The 16,544-nt window shown below is 64.7% G+C and carries 12 protein-coding genes and 1 tRNA gene; 10 read left to right on the top strand and 3 right to left on the bottom strand.

Annotated elements, in window-relative coordinates; genetic code table 11:
- The first annotated feature begins 12 nt into the window (after positions 1-12).
- Positions 13-1,839, top strand: a complete 1,827-nt coding sequence (locus ACQCSV_RS06860; protein ID WP_354153896.1) for an ABC-F family ATP-binding cassette domain-containing protein — start codon at positions 13-15, stop codon at positions 1,837-1,839.
- 332 nt (positions 1,840-2,171) lie between these two features.
- On the opposite strand, the gene ACQCSV_RS06865 is transcribed toward ACQCSV_RS06860, so the two are convergent.
- Positions 2,172-2,816 (bottom strand): TetR/AcrR family transcriptional regulator, encoded by a 645-nt coding sequence (locus tag ACQCSV_RS06865; RefSeq protein ID WP_426939388.1) that lies wholly within the window; start codon positions 2,814-2,816, stop codon positions 2,172-2,174.
- Between the two features lie 150 nt (positions 2,817-2,966).
- On the opposite strand from ACQCSV_RS06865, the gene ACQCSV_RS06870 reads away from it, so the two are divergent.
- From ACQCSV_RS06870 to sufU, 9 genes are all read left to right on the top strand, one after another.
- Positions 2,967-3,038: transfer RNA gene (locus ACQCSV_RS06870), tRNA-Gln, on the top strand.
- Between the two features lie 110 nt (positions 3,039-3,148).
- Positions 3,149-4,630, top strand: coding sequence for a bifunctional UDP-N-acetylglucosamine diphosphorylase/glucosamine-1-phosphate N-acetyltransferase GlmU (gene glmU, locus ACQCSV_RS06875; protein ID WP_426939389.1), 1,482 nt, complete (start codon positions 3,149-3,151; stop codon positions 4,628-4,630).
- Positions 4,630-5,610 carry a ribose-phosphate diphosphokinase gene (locus ACQCSV_RS06880; RefSeq protein ID WP_056348072.1) on the top strand — a complete coding sequence of 327 codons (981 nt, stop codon included), beginning with the start codon at positions 4,630-4,632 and terminating at the stop codon, positions 5,608-5,610. Before glmU ends, ACQCSV_RS06880 begins: the two co-directional genes overlap by 1 nt.
- A gap of 238 nt (positions 5,611-5,848) precedes the next feature.
- Positions 5,849-6,439, top strand: a complete 591-nt coding sequence (locus ACQCSV_RS06885; protein ID WP_185262977.1) for a 50S ribosomal protein L25/general stress protein Ctc — start codon at positions 5,849-5,851, stop codon at positions 6,437-6,439.
- Positions 6,440-6,518: 79 nt separating this feature from the next.
- Entirely contained in the window at positions 6,519-7,115 is a 597-nt protein-coding gene (gene pth, locus ACQCSV_RS06890) for an aminoacyl-tRNA hydrolase (RefSeq protein ID WP_354153893.1), read from the top strand.
- 112 nt (positions 7,116-7,227) lie between these two features.
- A complete protein-coding gene (locus ACQCSV_RS06895; RefSeq protein ID WP_354153892.1) occupies positions 7,228-9,966 on the top strand; it encodes a LuxR C-terminal-related transcriptional regulator in 2,739 nt (912 codons plus the stop codon).
- Positions 9,953-12,673 (top strand): LuxR C-terminal-related transcriptional regulator, encoded by a 2,721-nt coding sequence (locus ACQCSV_RS06900; protein WP_426939537.1) that lies wholly within the window; start codon positions 9,953-9,955, stop codon positions 12,671-12,673. The genes ACQCSV_RS06895 and ACQCSV_RS06900 overlap by 14 nt, the downstream gene beginning before the upstream one ends.
- A 421-nt stretch (positions 12,674-13,094) precedes the next feature.
- The gene (locus ACQCSV_RS06905) at positions 13,095-14,420 is read left to right on the top strand and encodes a SufS family cysteine desulfurase (RefSeq protein WP_426939390.1); all 1,326 of its coding nucleotides are present in this window, start codon (positions 13,095-13,097) and stop codon (positions 14,418-14,420) included.
- 24 nt (positions 14,421-14,444) lie between these two features.
- Entirely contained in the window at positions 14,445-14,894 is a 450-nt protein-coding gene (sufU, locus tag ACQCSV_RS06910; RefSeq protein ID WP_426939391.1) for a Fe-S cluster assembly sulfur transfer protein SufU, read from the top strand.
- Between the two features lie 42 nt (positions 14,895-14,936).
- On the opposite strand, the gene nhaA is transcribed toward sufU, so the two are convergent.
- Both nhaA and ACQCSV_RS06920 read right to left on the bottom strand, forming a co-directional pair.
- Positions 14,937-16,250: a Na+/H+ antiporter NhaA gene (gene nhaA / locus ACQCSV_RS06915; protein WP_426939392.1), complete on the bottom strand. Its 1,314-nt coding sequence runs from the start codon at positions 16,248-16,250 to the stop codon at positions 14,937-14,939.
- Positions 16,251-16,322: 72 nt separating this feature from the next.
- Positions 16,323-16,544, bottom strand: coding sequence for an SCO4848 family membrane protein (locus ACQCSV_RS06920; RefSeq protein ID WP_354153888.1), 222 nt, complete (start codon positions 16,542-16,544; stop codon positions 16,323-16,325).

The following is a 16,544-nucleotide window of genomic DNA, read 5'->3' on the forward strand; positions in this document are numbered from 1 at the left end:
AAAGCAGTCCTCTTGGCACACCTTCTTGGCGGCGAAAACCTTTCGGTTTCGTACGCAACGCGCACCGTCCTGGACGGCATCACCCTCGGACTCGAGGAAGGTGACAGGATCGGCATGGTGGGCCGGAACGGCGACGGCAAGTCCACGCTGATGCGCCTGCTGGCGATGCGTTCAACCCCGGATTCCGGCCGGGTGACCAAGCGCAGCGAAGTCAACATCGGTTATCTGGACCAAAGCGACGTGCTCGACGGCGACCTCACGGTCGGCGCGGCGATCGTCGGCGACCAGGCCGACTATGAATGGGCCCGTAATCCCCAGATCCGCGAAGTCATGGGCGGGCTTGTGTCCGACGTCGACTGGCATGCCAACGTCCACGCCCTCTCCGGCGGGCAGAAGCGGCGGGTGGCGCTGGCCAAGCTGCTGATCGAGGACCACGACGTCATCATGCTCGACGAACCGACCAACCACCTCGACGTGGAAGGTGTCGCGTGGCTGTCCAGGCACCTGAAGACCCGCTGGCGGGCGAACCAGGGCGCCTTCCTGGTGGTCACGCACGACCGCTGGTTCCTGGACGAAGTCTGCACCAAGACCTGGGAAATCCACGATGGCATCATGGACCCGTTCGACGGCGGCTACGCGGCCTACGTCCTGGCCCGCGCGGAGCGTGACCGCGCGGCGAATGTTATGGAAGGCAAGCGCCAGATGCTCGTGAAGAAGGAGCTCGCCTGGCTGCGCCGCGGCGCTCCGGCCCGCACGGCCAAGCCGAAATTCCGCATCGAGGCCGCCAACGCCCTCATCGCCGATGTCCCCGAGCCACGCGACTCCACAGCCCTGAGCAAGATGGCCACCGCCCGGCTCGGCAAGGACGTCCTGGACCTCGAGAACGTCTCACTGGACTTCCTCGGCGGCGACCCCGGACAGAAGCTTTTCGACAACATCACCCTGCGGCTTGCACCCGGTGAGCGGCTGGGACTCGTGGGCGTCAACGGCGCCGGCAAGACCACGCTGCTGAAACTCCTCAACGGCGAGATTGAGCCGTCATCCGGCAAGGTCAAGCGCGGCAAGACCGTGGTCACCGCCGTGCTGACCCAGGAGGTCAAAGAGCTCGACGACGTCTCGGACCTGCGCGTGATCGAAGTCATCGAGCGCGAAAAGCGGTCCTTCAACGTGGGCGGCAAGGAATTCACGGCGGGCCAGCTCGTAGAGCAGCTGGGCTTCACTAACGAAAAGCAGTGGACCCCGGTCCGGGACCTCTCCGGCGGTGAGCGCCGACGCCTCCAGCTGCTGCGTCTGCTGGTGGGGGAGCCGAACGTGCTGATGCTCGATGAGCCCACCAACGACCTCGACACCGACACCCTCGCCGCCGTCGAAGACGTCCTTGACGGTTGGCCGGGCACGCTCGTTGTGGTCAGCCACGACCGTTACCTGCTGGAGCGCGTGACGGACCACCAGATGGCGCTGCTGGGCGACGGCAAGATCCGCGCCCTGCCGCGCGGCGTGGACCAGTACCTCGAACTCCGCGAAGGGGCTCTTGCCGGCTCCACGATCACCGGCGGCGGCAACCCTGTCACCGGCCCGAGCGGCAGCACCGCCCCTGCCGCGTCCGGCTCCTCCGAAGCCGAAAAGCGCGACGCCCGGAAGGCCAAAAACCGGATCGAGCGCCAGCTGGGCAAACTGGAGCAGCAGGAAAAGAAGATTCACGACCAAATGGTCAGGAGCACCGCAGAATCTGACTTTGACGCCCTCGCCGACCAGAACAAAAAACTCAAGGACCTCGCCACAGACCGCGAAGCCCTGGAACTCGAATGGATGGAAGCCCTGGAAGTCCTCGGCGAGTAGCATCCGTTGGTGCGGCGTGAGTGGCGGCTTAGGTGCCGGAGCCGCCTCTTCCGCGTCGCTTAGACACAGCACATAGGGAGCGCTCCGGTCGCTGGGCGACCTGCACACTCCGATGTGCCGCGATGCGCTCCTTTCGGAAGGACCGCCTCCGGCGAGCTGAGCTCGCCTCCCAGCGTGGAACCGAAGGCACGCGACCGTAACCTTCGGCAGGGGGTAGTCGTGGGGGCGCCTGAACGGAACTCTTGGCACTAGTGGTGCGGGGGACCTTCGCGCTAAGCGACGGCGAAGGTCCACTGCGCCGCGAAGGCGACCACGGACTGCGCCTTGGGGGCTTAAGTGTCCGTTCGCGCGGGATCTTCGATGCGGAGTTCGGGGTCTTTTTGGAGGCCGGTGAGGCCGTTCCAGGCGAGGTTAACCAGGTGCGCGGCCACGGTGTGTTTGTCGGGCTGGCGGCTGTCCTGCCACCATTGGCCGGTCATGGCCACCATGCCCACGAGCATCTGGGCATACATGGCGCCGTCCTGGGCGCTGAAGCCGCGGCGGTGGAATTCGTCGGACAGGATGTGTTCCACGCGGGCGGTGACCTGGGACAGCAGGGTGGAGAAGGCGCCCTCGGGCTGCGACGGCCTTGCGTCGCGCATCAGGATCCGGAAACCCTCCGCCCGGTCCTCGATGTAGGTGAGGAGGGCCAGGGCGGCGCGTTCCACCAGGACCCGTGGTTTTCCTTCTTCGGTCAGGGCAGCGGTGATCGAGTCCAGCAGGATGTGGAACTCGAAGTCCACCACCTGCGTGTAGAGGCCCTCTTTGGAGCCGAAATGTTCGTAGATCACGGGCTTGGAAACACCGGCGCAGGCCGCAATTTCCTCAATGGTGGTCCCGTCGAGCCCGCGCGCGGCAAAAAGGCCACGGCCGACGTCGACCAGCTGGCTGCGCCGCTGCACGCCTGTCATCCGGGTCCGGGGTAGGTTATTGCTCACATTTTCCATCATGCCCTAGCGCCGCTGAAACGGTTGGAACCGGTGGCGGGGCAGGGGCCCGGCGGCCGTGATTCCTGCCAATGTCGCGGGCTGCCCTGAAGGCATGGCAAAATAAATACTTGTGCCTTGGCCTTTGCGCCTATGGCATGGTCCGCCCTGGTGTAATGGCAGCACCCCGGCCTTTGGAGCCGTGGAGTATAGGTTCGAATCCTATGGGCGGAACTGCTGTGCGATGACCGTCCAGTAGGATGAACTCGGTGCCCCGCCGTGGATTTTGGCCGGACAGGCACCGCGCCCAGCGCAACGCGCAACCAAGCAAGGAGAACCCGTACGTGATCCCCGAGAATACCGGCCCAGCCGCCGTCATTGTTCTGGCAGCAGGCGCCGGTACCCGGATGAAATCCCGTACGCCGAAGATCCTGCACGAAATCGGCGGCCGGTCCATGGTGGGTCACGCCCTGCTGGCAGCCCGCAGCATTAATCCTGGACGGCTGGCCCTGGTGGTCCGCCACGAGCGGGATCTGGTGGCCCGCCACCTCAACGAGCTTGATCCCGAAGCCCTGATCGTGGACCAGGACCACGTTCCCGGCACCGGCCGCGCCGTTGAGGTGGCCGTGCAAGCGCTGGACGCCCAGGAAAAACTTGCAGGCACCGTCGTGGTCACTTACGGCGATGTTCCACTCCTGACCGGCAGCCTGTTGGCGGATCTGGTGGCCACGCATGAGCGGGAGGCCAATGCCGTCACGGTACTGACCGCGCTGCTGTCTGACGCCACGGGCTACGGTCGCATTCTCCGTGGTGATGACAGCTCCGTCACCGGCATCCGCGAACACAAGGATGCAACAGAAGCTGAACGCCTGATCCGCGAGGTCAATTCCGGGATCTACGCCTTCGACGCCGACATCCTCCGTGACGCGCTGGTCCACATCACCACCGACAACTCGCAGGGTGAAAAGTACCTCACCGACGTGCTGGGAATCGCCCGGCAGGCGGGCGGCCGGGTTGCTGCCGTCGTCACCGAAGACCGCTGGCAGGTGGAGGGCGCCAATGACCGTGTGCAGCTGTCCGCCCTCGGCGCGGAACTGAACCGCCGCACCGTTGAAGCCTGGATGCGCGCCGGGGTCACTGTCGTTGACCCCGCCACCACCTGGATCGATTCGACCGTCACCCTCGACGAGGACGTCCGTATCCTGCCGAACACGCAGCTGCACGGCGCCACCACCGTGGCGCGGGACGCCGTCGTCGGCCCCGACTCAACCTTGACCGATGTCCGCATCGGCGAGGGCGCCAAGGTGACCCGCACACACGGTTCCGGCGCTGTGATCGGCGCGGACGCCGCCGTGGGCCCCTTCACGTATCTGCGTCCCGGCACCGTGCTCGGCGACACCGGCAAGATCGGTGCGTTCTACGAAACCAAGAACGTCACGATTGGCCGAGGCTCCAAACTTTCCCACCTCGGCTACGCTGGTGACGCCGAAATCGGCGAGGACACCAACATTGGCTGCGGCAACATCACGGCCAATTACGACGGCGAAAAGAAGCACCGCACGGTGATCGGATCGGGCGTACGCACAGGTTCCAATACGGTCTTTGTTGCACCGGTCACCGTGGGGGACGGTGCCTACAGCGGCGCCGGCGCGGTGATCCGCAAGGACGTTCCGGCAGGGGCACTCGTCCTGTCCGTTGCCGCGCAGCGCAACGCCGAGGGATGGGTTGTGGCCAACCGCCCCGGCTCGCGCTCGGCTGAACTGGCGCAGGCGGCCGCCTCAGATTCCTCACATACCCCGGCATCGACAGAAGAGGACCAGCGATAATGAGCGAAATTACGGCACGCGGCGAGAAGAAGCTGGTGCTAGCCGCTGGGCGGGCGCACCCCGAACTGGCGCGGGAAATCGCCAAGGAGCTGGGTACCGAGCTGCTGCCCGTTGATGCCTATGACTTTGCCAACGGGGAGATCTACGTCCGCGCCGGCGAAAGTGTCCGGGGAACAGACGCGTTCGTCATCCAGGCCCACCCGGCGCCGCTGAACAACCACCTCATGGAACAGCTGATCATGATCGATTCGCTGAAGCGGGCCTCCGCCAAGCGCATCACCGTGGTGTCCCCGTTCTACCCGTACGCACGGCAGGACAAAAAGGGACGCGGCCGCGAGCCGATTTCCGCCCGCCTGGTGGCGGACCTGTACAAGACCGCCGGTGCTGACCGCATCATGAGCGTTGACCTGCACACCTCGCAGATCCAGGGCTTCTTCGACGGTCCCGTGGACCACCTTATGGCCATCCCACTCCTGGCGGACTATATCCGCACCCGCGTCGCCGCGGACAACGTTACTGTCGTGTCCCCGGACACCGGCCGGGTGCGCGTTGCGGAGCAGTGGGCCGAACGCCTGGGCGGAGCGCCACTGGCGTTTGTGCACAAGAGCCGGGACCTCACCGTTCCCAACCAGGCTGTCTCCAAGACCGTCGTGGGCCAGATCGAGGGCCGGACCTGCGTCCTCATCGATGACATGATCGACACCGGCGGCACCATTTCCGGAGCGGTCCAGGTCCTGAAGAACGCCGGGGCGAAGGACGTCATCATTGCCGCGACGCACGCTGTCTTCTCCGAGCCCGCTGCACAACGGCTCTCCGAATCCGGCGCCCGCGAAGTGGTTGTCACCAACACGTTGCCCCTCACCGCGAATCAGCAGTTCCCGCAGTTGACGGTGCTGTCCATCGCACCGCTGATCGCCCGCGCCATCCGTGAAGTGTTCGACGACGGGTCTGTCACCAGCCTGTTCGACGGCAACGCCTGATTCCCACGCTGTTGCAGCCGGCGGCGGGCCCGTTTTCAGTATTTGGTCCCGGCGCTGGTAAGCTTTTTGACGATACCTTGGCGAGGGAGCGCATCCGGGAAACCGGATCGCAGGTCTCCGTTATCGACTGGGTCTGAATCTCCCTTCTGGAAGGGCCGCCTCACGGCCGCCCGGCGTTGAAGGTCGTAACAGACCTCCGCCCTTGCTGAACACCTTTTAGACTTCCAAGGAGATACACATGTCTGAGCAGAAGCTCGCAGCAGAAGTACGCACCGAATTCGGCAAGGGCTTTGCCCGCCGCGCGCGCATGGCCAACCTGATCCCCGCCGTCATCTACGGCCACGGCGCCGAGCCGATCCACATCACGCTTCCGGCGAAGGCCACCACGCTGGCAGTCCGCAAAGCCAACGCCCTGCTGACCCTGGACGTCAACGGCGAAGAGCACCTAGCCCTGGTCAAGGACGTCCAGCGCGACCCCATCAAGCAGATCATCGAGCACATCGACCTGCTGACCGTCATCAAGGGCGAGAAGGTCACCGTGGACATCCCGGTTCACATTGTTGGCGAACTGGCTCCGGGCAGCGTCTTCAACCAGGAACTCACCGTCATCTCCCTTGAGGCAGAGGCAACCCACCTGCCCACCGCCATCGAGGTCGACATCGAAGGCCGCTCCGCCGGCCAGCACATCCACGCTTCCGACCTTGTCCTGCCGAAGGGTTCGGTCCTGCTGGCCGACGCCGACGCACTGGTGGTCCACATCTCCGAGGCCACAGAGGTTACTGAGGAAGAGGCACAGGCTGACTCCGCAGCCGCAGTCTCAGCCGAGTAATAACGGCACAGTTTGATGTGTGGCCGGGCCCTGTCAGGGTCCGGCCACAGCCATGTCCGGACCACCTTAGGATTGAATAATGACTGACACCTGGCTGATCGTTGGCCTCGGTAACCCCGGGGCCGAATACAAGGACAACCGGCACAACGTCGGCCAGATGGTCCTGGACGAACTTGCGGGCCGGATGGGTGGAAAGTTCAAAACACACAAGGCACGCGCCCAAGTGCTCGAAGGGCGGCTCGGGCTCGGCGGTCCCCGGGTGGTGCTGTCCAAGCCGATGAGCTATATGAACGTTTCCGGCGGCCCTGTGGCGGGCCTGGCGAACTTTTACGGCATTGATCCTGACCATGTTGTTGCGGTGCACGATGAGATTGATATCCCGTTTAACACGCTAAAGCTGAAATGCGGTGGCGGCGAGGGCGGTCACAACGGACTCCGGGACATGTCCAAGGCACTGGCCACCAAGGATTACTTGCGGGTACGGGTGGGTGTGGGCCGCCCGCCAGGGCGGATGGAAACTGCAGACTATGTCCTGCGCGATTTTGGCACTGCAGAACGCAAGGACCTTCCGTTCCTGCTCGATGAGGCGGCCGATGCCGTGGAATTGCTGGTCAGGGAAGGACTTACCGCGGCCCAGCAGAAGTTCCATCCGGCCAGGTCAGACGGTCAGCAATAAAACTTAAAACGGTCTGTCCCTGTTTACCTGTGTGTGCCAAGGGGTAGTCTTCTTTCTAAGCGGGGGGCGATGGGGCTTATCCCGCTTTAGGTGGGATTTAGGGGACAAGTTCATGTCAATCGAGCCACTCAGCTGGGGACGTGGGTCACCGCTCAACGACGTTGGGCTGCGCACCGACACTGCTGGCCGATCAGAGCCGCAGCCATGGTCCGTGCCCGCGCGGAGCGCCAACCTCGATGCGGTCCGTACAGCCCTGACCAGCCTCGAATCCCTGGGAGTCGTCATCACCGGCGGACGCGGCGTCGGCAAGTCCTCCTTAGCCAGGACGGCCGTCTCCGAGTTGGGGCCGGATATCTGGACGTTGCAACTGCGCAGCGGACCGTCATCCGGAACAACGCCCTACGGTTGCCTGGCTTTCCTGCTGGCGCGCCTTCCCCAGGCGTACATGGGGTCACCCACAGCCATCCTCCGGGGCATTACATCCCTCATCAAAAGCGATGCCGCTGGGCGCCAGTGCGTCATCACCCTCGACACCGCGGGCGGCATCGATGACATGAGCGCCGGCGTACTGCTCAACATCCTCCTGACAGGGACCGCCCGCATTGTGGCCGTGGCACCCATGATCAGCGACCTTCCGGCCGACTTCCACTGGCTCCTCAGCGACCGCCGGCTCACCGAGGTCAGGTTGGACAACCTCAATGAACTGCAGACCCGCCAGGTGCTGCTTTCCCTGCTGGGCCACCGCGTGTCGGCCTCCCTGGTCAGCACCTTCCACACCATGGTTGGCGGAAACCCGCTGCTCCTGAAGGCGCTTGCCACCGAGCAGCAGCATTCGGGGAACCTGGTTCTTTCGGACTCCGTCTGGACACTGCGGGACAAAGTGGTGCTCGACGGCGCGGCCAGCCTTGACGACATCGTCCGATCCCAGTGGACCCGGAAATCTCCGGAGGAACGGGACGTCATCGAGATGCTCTCCTGCGCGCGCAGCGTGGAACTGTCCGGGCTGACTACCGTTTACGGTGCCGGTGTGGTGGCGGACATGGAGGATTCGGGCCTGCTGAAGATCGATTCTTCGGACCACCGATGGGTTTCACTGCGCGAAAAGTACCTCGGCGACGTTGTCCGCTCCTGGCTGAGCATCACTCGGCGACGGGAACTGCGGAGCCTCCTCCTGGGCGGCAAGGAGCCTGACCCGGCCACCATGACGGTGGAGGAGTTGATGGCGTTCGGCGCCTGGACCCAGGAATGCGAGGCTGAGTTGAGTCCGGCCATGGCGCTGGCCGCTGCCGAAGCCGCAGTGCAGCTCTTTGACCCTCATTTTGCCCTCAAGTACGCCGACACATTGAAGCGGAATGACCCACAGTGGGTGCCGGCCCAGCGGCAGAAGGCGGCAGCGTACCTGCTCATGGACCTGCCGGTGCAGGCTATGGCAGCATTGGACGATATTTCCCAGCCGCAGCTGGACAACCTGGACGTTGAAGAGTTCGCCCGGGTGGTCGCTGCCAAATCGCGGGTTATGGTCTGGCTCCCCGAACACACCGCCCGCGTGCCGGCACTTCTGCAGACGGCACGGGAGCGGCTTGGCGTGGAACCGGGAATCGCGAAGGGCTGGCCGGAGCCCCTGGCTGCTGCGGCCAACCGGATCAGCCTGAGCGAATTCGAATACCAGGCCTTCGTGGGGGACTACTCCGCCGCCCTGCCGGCGCTGGAAGCCGCCGCGGACCCCGGGCAGAATCCGGATACCTGGTTCAGGATGAACTCAGCGGTAATCCTCATGAGCGCACTGTCCATGACAGGGCGGGAAATGGACGCGCTGAGCCTGATGAGGCAGGTGGGCGGTCAGATCTCGGACGCCGCCGAGATCGTGGGGCTGCGTGAGAAGTTCGCCGGCCGGGCGTACAACGTGCTCCTGATGGCAGGGCAGTGGCGCCGGTGCATCGACCTCCTGGATCCGCCGTCCGCGCGCGAATTTCACCGGCTCCCTTACCGGAGTGCTGCCGCGGAGCTCGATGCCGGCATCGCCTACGTATACTCGGGCCGCGGTGCCGCGGCCCTTGATTCGCTGCTCTCGGCCGCTGCGCAGCTGGAGCTGCGACCCCTCCAGAGCATGCTGCGCGCCGCCTACGCTGCCATCGCCTTCGCATATGCGCAGATCGGCAATGCCGGGCAGTCCCGGAAATATCTTGACAGACTGCAGCGGACAGCAGGTGCCGCTGACCATGCCACCCGCAGCCGCACTGAATTCTGTGCCGATATGGCCGCCCGTTGGCTGGGGGACAGCGACGCAGCCACCCGCCTCAAGCAGTCCGCCCGCCGCGACATCGCAACGGGAACGTTCACCCTTGCCGGGATCAGCCTGCTCGGAGCAACGGTCAACGGCACGGACGCTGACTTCCGGCTGATGGAACAAGTGGCCGGGCATCGCCAGGGCCCCTTGGCCGAAATTTCACGGCTGATCGCCGTGGGCAGCCGGACCCGCGATGCCAAAACGTTGCTTGCCGGCGGGGAACTGGCGGCCACCCTCGAACTGGATGCCGTTGAGGCCCGGTGCATGGCGCTGGCCGTTGACTACGCCCGGCAGGCGGGTGACTCGGTCTCCGCCAGGACTGCACAGGCCCGGCTCGACATCCTTGCAGCCACCGTTGCCAGCCTGCCGATCGTACCGAGCAGCGGCAGCCCGCTCCTGACAGCGCGGGAGCGGCAGATCGCGCGGCTGGCAGGCCGGGGCGCGTCCAACCGCGACATTGCCGAAGAGATGGGAGTGTCCGTGCGCACTGTGGAAGGGCACCTTTACCAGGTCTTTACCAAACTCGGAGTAACGTCCAGGGGTGATCTGACTGGACTCGTATAACGGCCACGTAGCCAAACCAAGACCGCCGTACCGGCTTCTCACGGGCCGGCGTGAACCGCTGGACCGGATCTGCAATATCATCCGCAGCCGCACGAGTCAGGCAGTGTTCCTCATGGCGGGCCCGGGCATCGGGAAATCAACACTGACCGAGGCCGTCACCGAGCGGCTTGCCCAGGAGATGATCATTGTTCAGATTCATGGAAGCTCGTCGCTGTCCGGTGTACCCTTTGGAGTTCTGGCGCCCTACACCGCGGAGCTCACTGCCGAGGACTCGGTGTCCCCGGTGGCTGTGCTGCGGTCCGTATGGAGGTACTTTGAGCAGCTGAAAGGCGGCAAAGATACCCCTTTGCTTCTGGTGATGGATGACGCCCATCACCTGGACGAGGCATCGGCCAGCATTGTGGCGGACATGATCACCGCCGGCTGGGCGACCGTGCTTGCTGCCGGCAGGCCGCGACCAGGGCTGCCGCAGCCGCTCGCGCAGCTCTGGTACGACGGCCTGGCCGACCGTGTGGATCTGCGTCCCATGAACCGGGAGCAGATCGAGGAAGTCCTCTCCCATGTCCTTGATGGAACAGTCCCTGCTGGAACCATTGACACTATCTGGAGTGCATCCGGCGGAAATCCGCGGATTCTTGATGCCTTGCTGCACGATGCCGCAGAGCGGGGCCAACTCGCAAAGCGGAACGGGATCTGGATGCTGCTGGGCCCCTTGCCTGCCGACGGACCAAGGCTCACCGAGGTGGTGGTGAAGGACATGCTCCGCCGCGGCCCGGAAGAACAGGAAGTCCTGAAACTTGTTGCCCTCGCGGGGCCCGTGAGCCGTAAAATGATCGAGGACACCTTTGGTGCCGACGTGGTGCGCACGCTTCTGGACCAGCAGATGATCGTCGAAAATTCCGGCATTCCGGCCGAACTCCGGATCTGGAACTCCGTATTCGGAGAGGCGCTCCGCACCAGCATCTCGGTGTCACGGAGCCTGCAGCTGCTTGAAAAGATCCAGGATCAGCTCGGCACCGCACCCGAAGGGTCTGAAGGCAGGATGAGGGCCGTGGAATGGGCCCTCGAATGCGGATTAAAAATATCCGATACCCAGCTGCTTGAGGCCGCCGGCACCGCCTTGGTCCACTCCCGAAATTGGAGTAGCCGCACGATGGCGGAAAAGGTCGCGGACCCGGACCTCGTACCGCAGGCACAGGCTTTCCAGGCTAGGGCCCTATTCAATGAAGGCGACTTCGTTGGTGCCGCTAAGCTTCTGGACGGGTGCTGGCTGCAGCTGGGGAAGGGGCCCTGGGCTGTTCCGGTCCTGATGCTCAGGGCAATGGCGCACCAGGCTCTGGGGACACCGCTGGCAGTATTTGCAGCCGATTCCCGTGAAGCGCTTCAGCGCGCCGGTGCCATGACGGCTGGCCCCTTGGCCGTTCTGCAGGATTCCGAACAGGCAACCGGTGCTCCTGACAGGATCTGGCAGGAGTGCTTGCTTCACCTGTTGGAGCTTGGCGAAGCCGGCAACCACCAGGCGTTGGCGGCCGAGGTCCAGGAACTTCGTAGCGGCCGCGGTGGTGATGCCACGGAGGACGCCCTGCATGCTGTGGGCCTCGCGCTGTTGGCCCATGCCCTCGCCTCGGCCGGACGTGCCGTCCAGGGTCTGGATGCTGCATTGCTGTCGGCCTCGGAACTTCCCGCCCTGCAGGGTGGCGTGTTCTTCTTCAATGAATTTGTCCTCGGCCGCCTGGTGGCAGACTACCTGGCCATGGGGGAGTGGGAGTCCGCGGAACGGGAGTTGGCGAACTACGCCGCCGGACAGCCGAGGGGTATCGCATATTTCAGCGGCAGCCTCGAGGTACTCCGTGGCTACTCGTTGCTGCGCCAGGGGCGGATGGAACGCGCCTACCAAACGCTGTTACCGGCTGTGGAGACCTTGCGGCTCAACGACCCGTTGCAGCTGTTCCGGTTTGGTTCCGGGCTGGCGTTCTATGCAGCGGCGAGGCTCGGTGACTCCGCCCAGGCCGGCCGGCTTGAGCTGGATTACAAGGATTCACCTTTGGGCTTCACTGGCTTCGGACTCCTTGCCACGGCCTACGCCGCAGCAGCATCAGAGTATGTAACGCGCGACGGGAAAGGCCTGGCGTCCCTCCACACACTGTCCACCACGCGCGAGGTGACCAGCCGAACCGGGACACTTCTGGAACTTTTGGCACTCTGCTGGGACCTTGGCGATCATTCCGTGATCCCTTTGGTCCACACGCTGGCGGGGAGCGTTGAAGGCCGCTGGGCCGCTGCAATGCTCACCCTAGCGGAGCACTGGGAGTCCGAAGACGCGGATTCCATCATGGAGACGGCGGCCATGCTTGAAGGCGCCGGATTCGTCAACCTGGCGCGGGAGGCCTACGCCCGGTCGAACACTGTCCTTGAGAGCTCCGGGGAGCGCCGGCGGGCCCGTCAGGCAGTGGCCCTGCGGGAGAAGTGTGACCACGAACTGGGGGAGCGGTTTCGGGAAGGCCACTTCATCGCCGCAGCACCGAGCGTGCACCTCACGCGCAGGGAACAGGACATCGTAGAGCTTGCTGTGCAGGGCTTCACCGACAGGGAGATCGCACAGAAGCTCATGGTGTCCGTGCGTACTGTGGAGGGCCACCTTTACCGTACCTACGTCAAACTTGGCGTGCGGAGCCGCGACGAACTGGCTACAGCCCTTCCGCACTAGGGACTGCGTACGGAAGCCCTCCGTCCGGGCCCCGAGCGCGGACGTCCCGGTATGCGTATCCACGTGGCCTTACCCGTAGCCCGGGCGCAAAAAACTAGAGTACTGCCTACTCGTGCGCCGGGCGTTCGTGTGCGGTTGACTTAGTGCGGCAGGAAAACCCGGATTCACCGGAACCGTTGACCGGCCAACAGACTTTATAGGCCTCGTTTTGACGCAAGCTTCCGGCACCTGGGGCCGGATCGAAACGGGGCCGGCGACGTCAGAGTCTTCTGAGACCGAGACTCTCCCCCCAGCCGTCGCCGGCCCTCACTTCCGCGGGCTGAAGCCCGGAGCTGCTGTGGCGGTTGCCCCTCGGGCCACCGCCACAGTGGTGTTGTGGGACAATTGAGTGTCAATCCATTGGCATCTCAAGGAGTTCGCTTTGGCCCTAGTATCAACGCCTGCCACGCTGGAACGCGCAGTGCCGGCCATGGATAACGCCGAAGTGCTCAGGATTCGGAACGACTTCCCCGTACTTGGCCAGCTGGTCAACGGCCAGCCCTTGGTGTACCTCGATTCGGGCGCCACGTCGCAGAACCCGCTGAGCGTCATCGAAGCTGAGCAGGAGTTCTACGAACAGCGCAACGCTGCCGTGCACCGCGGTGCCCACTACCTTGCAGTGGAGGCAACCGAGGTTTTCGAAGATGCCCGCCAGACCATCGCGGACTTCATCGGTGCCGACTACGCGGAAACGGTGTGGACCTCCAACGCCACCGAAGGCCTGAACCTGATCAGCTACGCGCTGTCGAACGCCTCGCTGTGGGCGGCGCAGGGGCGCGGTGACGGGCGGCTGAAAGAGCTCGGAGTGGGCCCGGGTGACCAGATCGTGGTGACGGAAATGGAGCACCACGCCAACCTGATCCCCTGGCAGGAACTGGCGTTCCGCACCGGCGCCACATTGCGCTACATCCCCATCGACGACGCCGGTGCCTTGCGGATGGACAGTGCGGCCGAGATCCTGGGACAAAAAACCAAGGTCCTCGCCTTCACCCACGCCTCCAATGTGCTGGGCACCATTAATCCGGTGCAGGAACTGGTGGCGCTGGGGCAGCGGGCCGGAGCCCTGGTGGTCCTGGACGCCTGCCAGTCTGCGCCGCACCTGCCGTTGAACGTAAAAGAGCTTGACGTCGACTTCGCCGTCTTCTCCGGCCACAAGATGCTGGCGCCCACCGGAATCGGTGTCCTCTACGGTAAGCAGGACATCCTGGATGTGCTGCCGCCGTTCCTCACCGGAGGATCCATGATCACCACCGTGACCATGGACCGGGCCGAGTACCTGCCCGCGCCGCAGCGCTTCGAGGCCGGTACCCAGCGCATCTCGCAGGCGGTTGCCTTGGCCGCCGCAGCCAACTACCTCACGGAAACCGGCCTGGACCGAGTGCACCGCTGGGAATCCGAGCTCGGCCAGCGGATGGTGGCGGGACTGGAGTCCATTCCCGGCATCCGTGTGCTGGGGCCCACCGCAGGACGCGAACGGATCGGCCTCGCCGCATTCCACGTCGATGGCGTGCACGCGCACGACGTCGGACAGTTCCTGGATTCCCGGGGCATCGCCGTCCGCGTGGGACACCACTGCGCCCAGCCGCTGCACCGCCGCCTGGGCCTGACCGCAACCACCAGGGCAAGCGCCTACCTGTACAACACGACAGACGACGTCGACGCCTTCCTGGAAGCCGTTGCCGGAGTCCGGTCCTATTTCCGCGTCTAGCGCGATCACCGAAGGTACACCTCAATGAGCCTTGACCAGCTGTATCAGCAGATCATCCTTGACCATTCCAAGATCCGCCACGGCAGTGGACTGGCGGGAATCGCCGCGCCGGCGGGGGCGTCCACGGGCCAGTCCCGCCAGCTCAACCCCGTCTGCGGTGACGAAGTCACGCTGCGGGTGGCTGTTGAAGGCGGCAAGGTGGCGCAGATTTCCTGGGACGGCGAAGGCTGCTCCATCTCGATGGCATCGGCGTCGGTCCTCAGCGAGCTCGCGGAGGGAATGACCGTGGACGAACTCCGCGCCGTCATTGGCAACTTCCGCGAAGTGCTCCGCTCGCGTGGGAAAGTCCACGCCGATCCCGAAATCCTGGGCGACGCCGCGGCATTTGAGGGTGTGGCCCGCTACGCCGCGCGCGTTAAGTGCGCCATGATTTCCTGGGTTGCCGCCGAAGACGCCCTGAACCAGGCAACCTAGGCCCGTACGGTCCGAAGCCGGTGCGCAGCCGCGCCGCGGCGGTCAGCGCCGCTGCTCGAAAACGTCCGGGACGCCGTCGCCGTCGGCATCACGACGCTCCGTCTCTTCCACTGCGCGGTAATGCCGGTTCCGCAACCGGAGCACCACGGCGGCGAGCAGGGCGGCCGCCAGTGATCCGGTGAGGATGGCCACCTTCGCGTGGTCATCGTGCGCCGAGCCCGCACCGAAGCTCAGCTCTGCGATCAGCAGCGACACCGTGAAGCCCACTCCGGCCAACATTGCAAGGCCGGCGACATCGATCCAGGCGAGGCCGTCGTCGAGCTTTGCCCTGGTGGTCTTAGTGATCAGGTAGGTAGTGCTGAACACTCCAATCGTCTTGCCGACCACCAGCGCAGCCACAATTCCCAGTGCCACAGGATCCGCGAGGGCCGACCTGAAGCCGTCGAGGCCACCCACGGCTACTCCGGCGGAAAAGAAGGCGAAGACCGGGACGGCGAAACCTGCCGAAAGCGGGCGGAGCCGGTGTTCAAAGGACTCAGCCATCCCGGAGCCGGTCTCACCACGACTCCGCGACGCCAGTACCGGCACGGCAAATGCGAGCAGCACGCCGGCCACCGTGGCGTGGATACCGGAGGCGTGCACGAGTCCCCAGGTGGCGGCGGCCAGCGGCAGCAACAGGTACCAGCTTCGGACCCTCCTCTGGGCCAGAAGGGCAAACAGCCCCAGCGGAACCAGCGCCGCCAGCAAGAAGAGCGGCTGCAGTCCGGACGAGTAGAAGAAAGCGATGATGCCGATGGCCAGCAGGTCATCCACTACGGCCAAGGTCAGCAGGAAGGTCCGGAGGGCAGCAGGCAGGTGGGTGTTGATGACGGCCAGGACGGCCAGGGCAAAAGCGATATCAGTGGCTGTGGGAATTGCCCAGCCACGCAGGCTCGGAGCGTCCTGCCCCAGGTTCACCAGCGTGTAGATCAGGGCGGGAACTGCAGCCCCTCCCACGGCCGCGGCCACGGGAACCACGGCCTTGGACACCTTGCGAAGTTCGCCGGAGACAAACTCCCGCTTGAGTTCCAGGCCGGCCAGGAAGAAGAAGATGGCCAGGAGACCGTCGGAGGCCCACTGCCCCAGGGAGAGCCGGAGGTGCCAGGGTTCGTAACCGATTTTCAGGTCCCGCAGTGTGAAGTAGCCCTCGGCCGCCGGTGAGTTGGCCCAGAGGAGTGCGGCAGCAGTCGCCAACAAGAGGAGGGCGCCGCCGGCTGTTTCCAGTCTGAGGATCGCGGAGATCCGCAGGAATTCAGGGTAGCTTGAGCGGCTGAGGACCTTAGCGGCGAAGGCGGGACGGGAAGGGTGCTTGGCCATGAATGGCTCCTGGAATTGGGGGGTCGGCAAAACTATTGCCGACCAGACTTCCCGGCGCACCTTTGTATCAGCCTACCCGAGCAGGCCCATAACTCCGATCACCGCGGTGACAGCTCCCAGCACCATCGAGATGCTGACCAGCACCACATGGACGGTGAGGAACTTTGTGGCCTTGCCGGCGGCGTCCCGCGCCCGGGGGTCCTTCATCACGCGACGCAGGAACTGCGGCCAGACCACGAGGGACCAGATGCCGGCGATGATCAGCAGGCAGCCCGCAAGCAGAGGGAGCTGCAC

It is taken from the genome of Pseudarthrobacter sp. S3 (assembly GCF_050156905.1).
GTDB lineage: Bacteria > Actinomycetota > Actinomycetes > Actinomycetales > Micrococcaceae > Arthrobacter.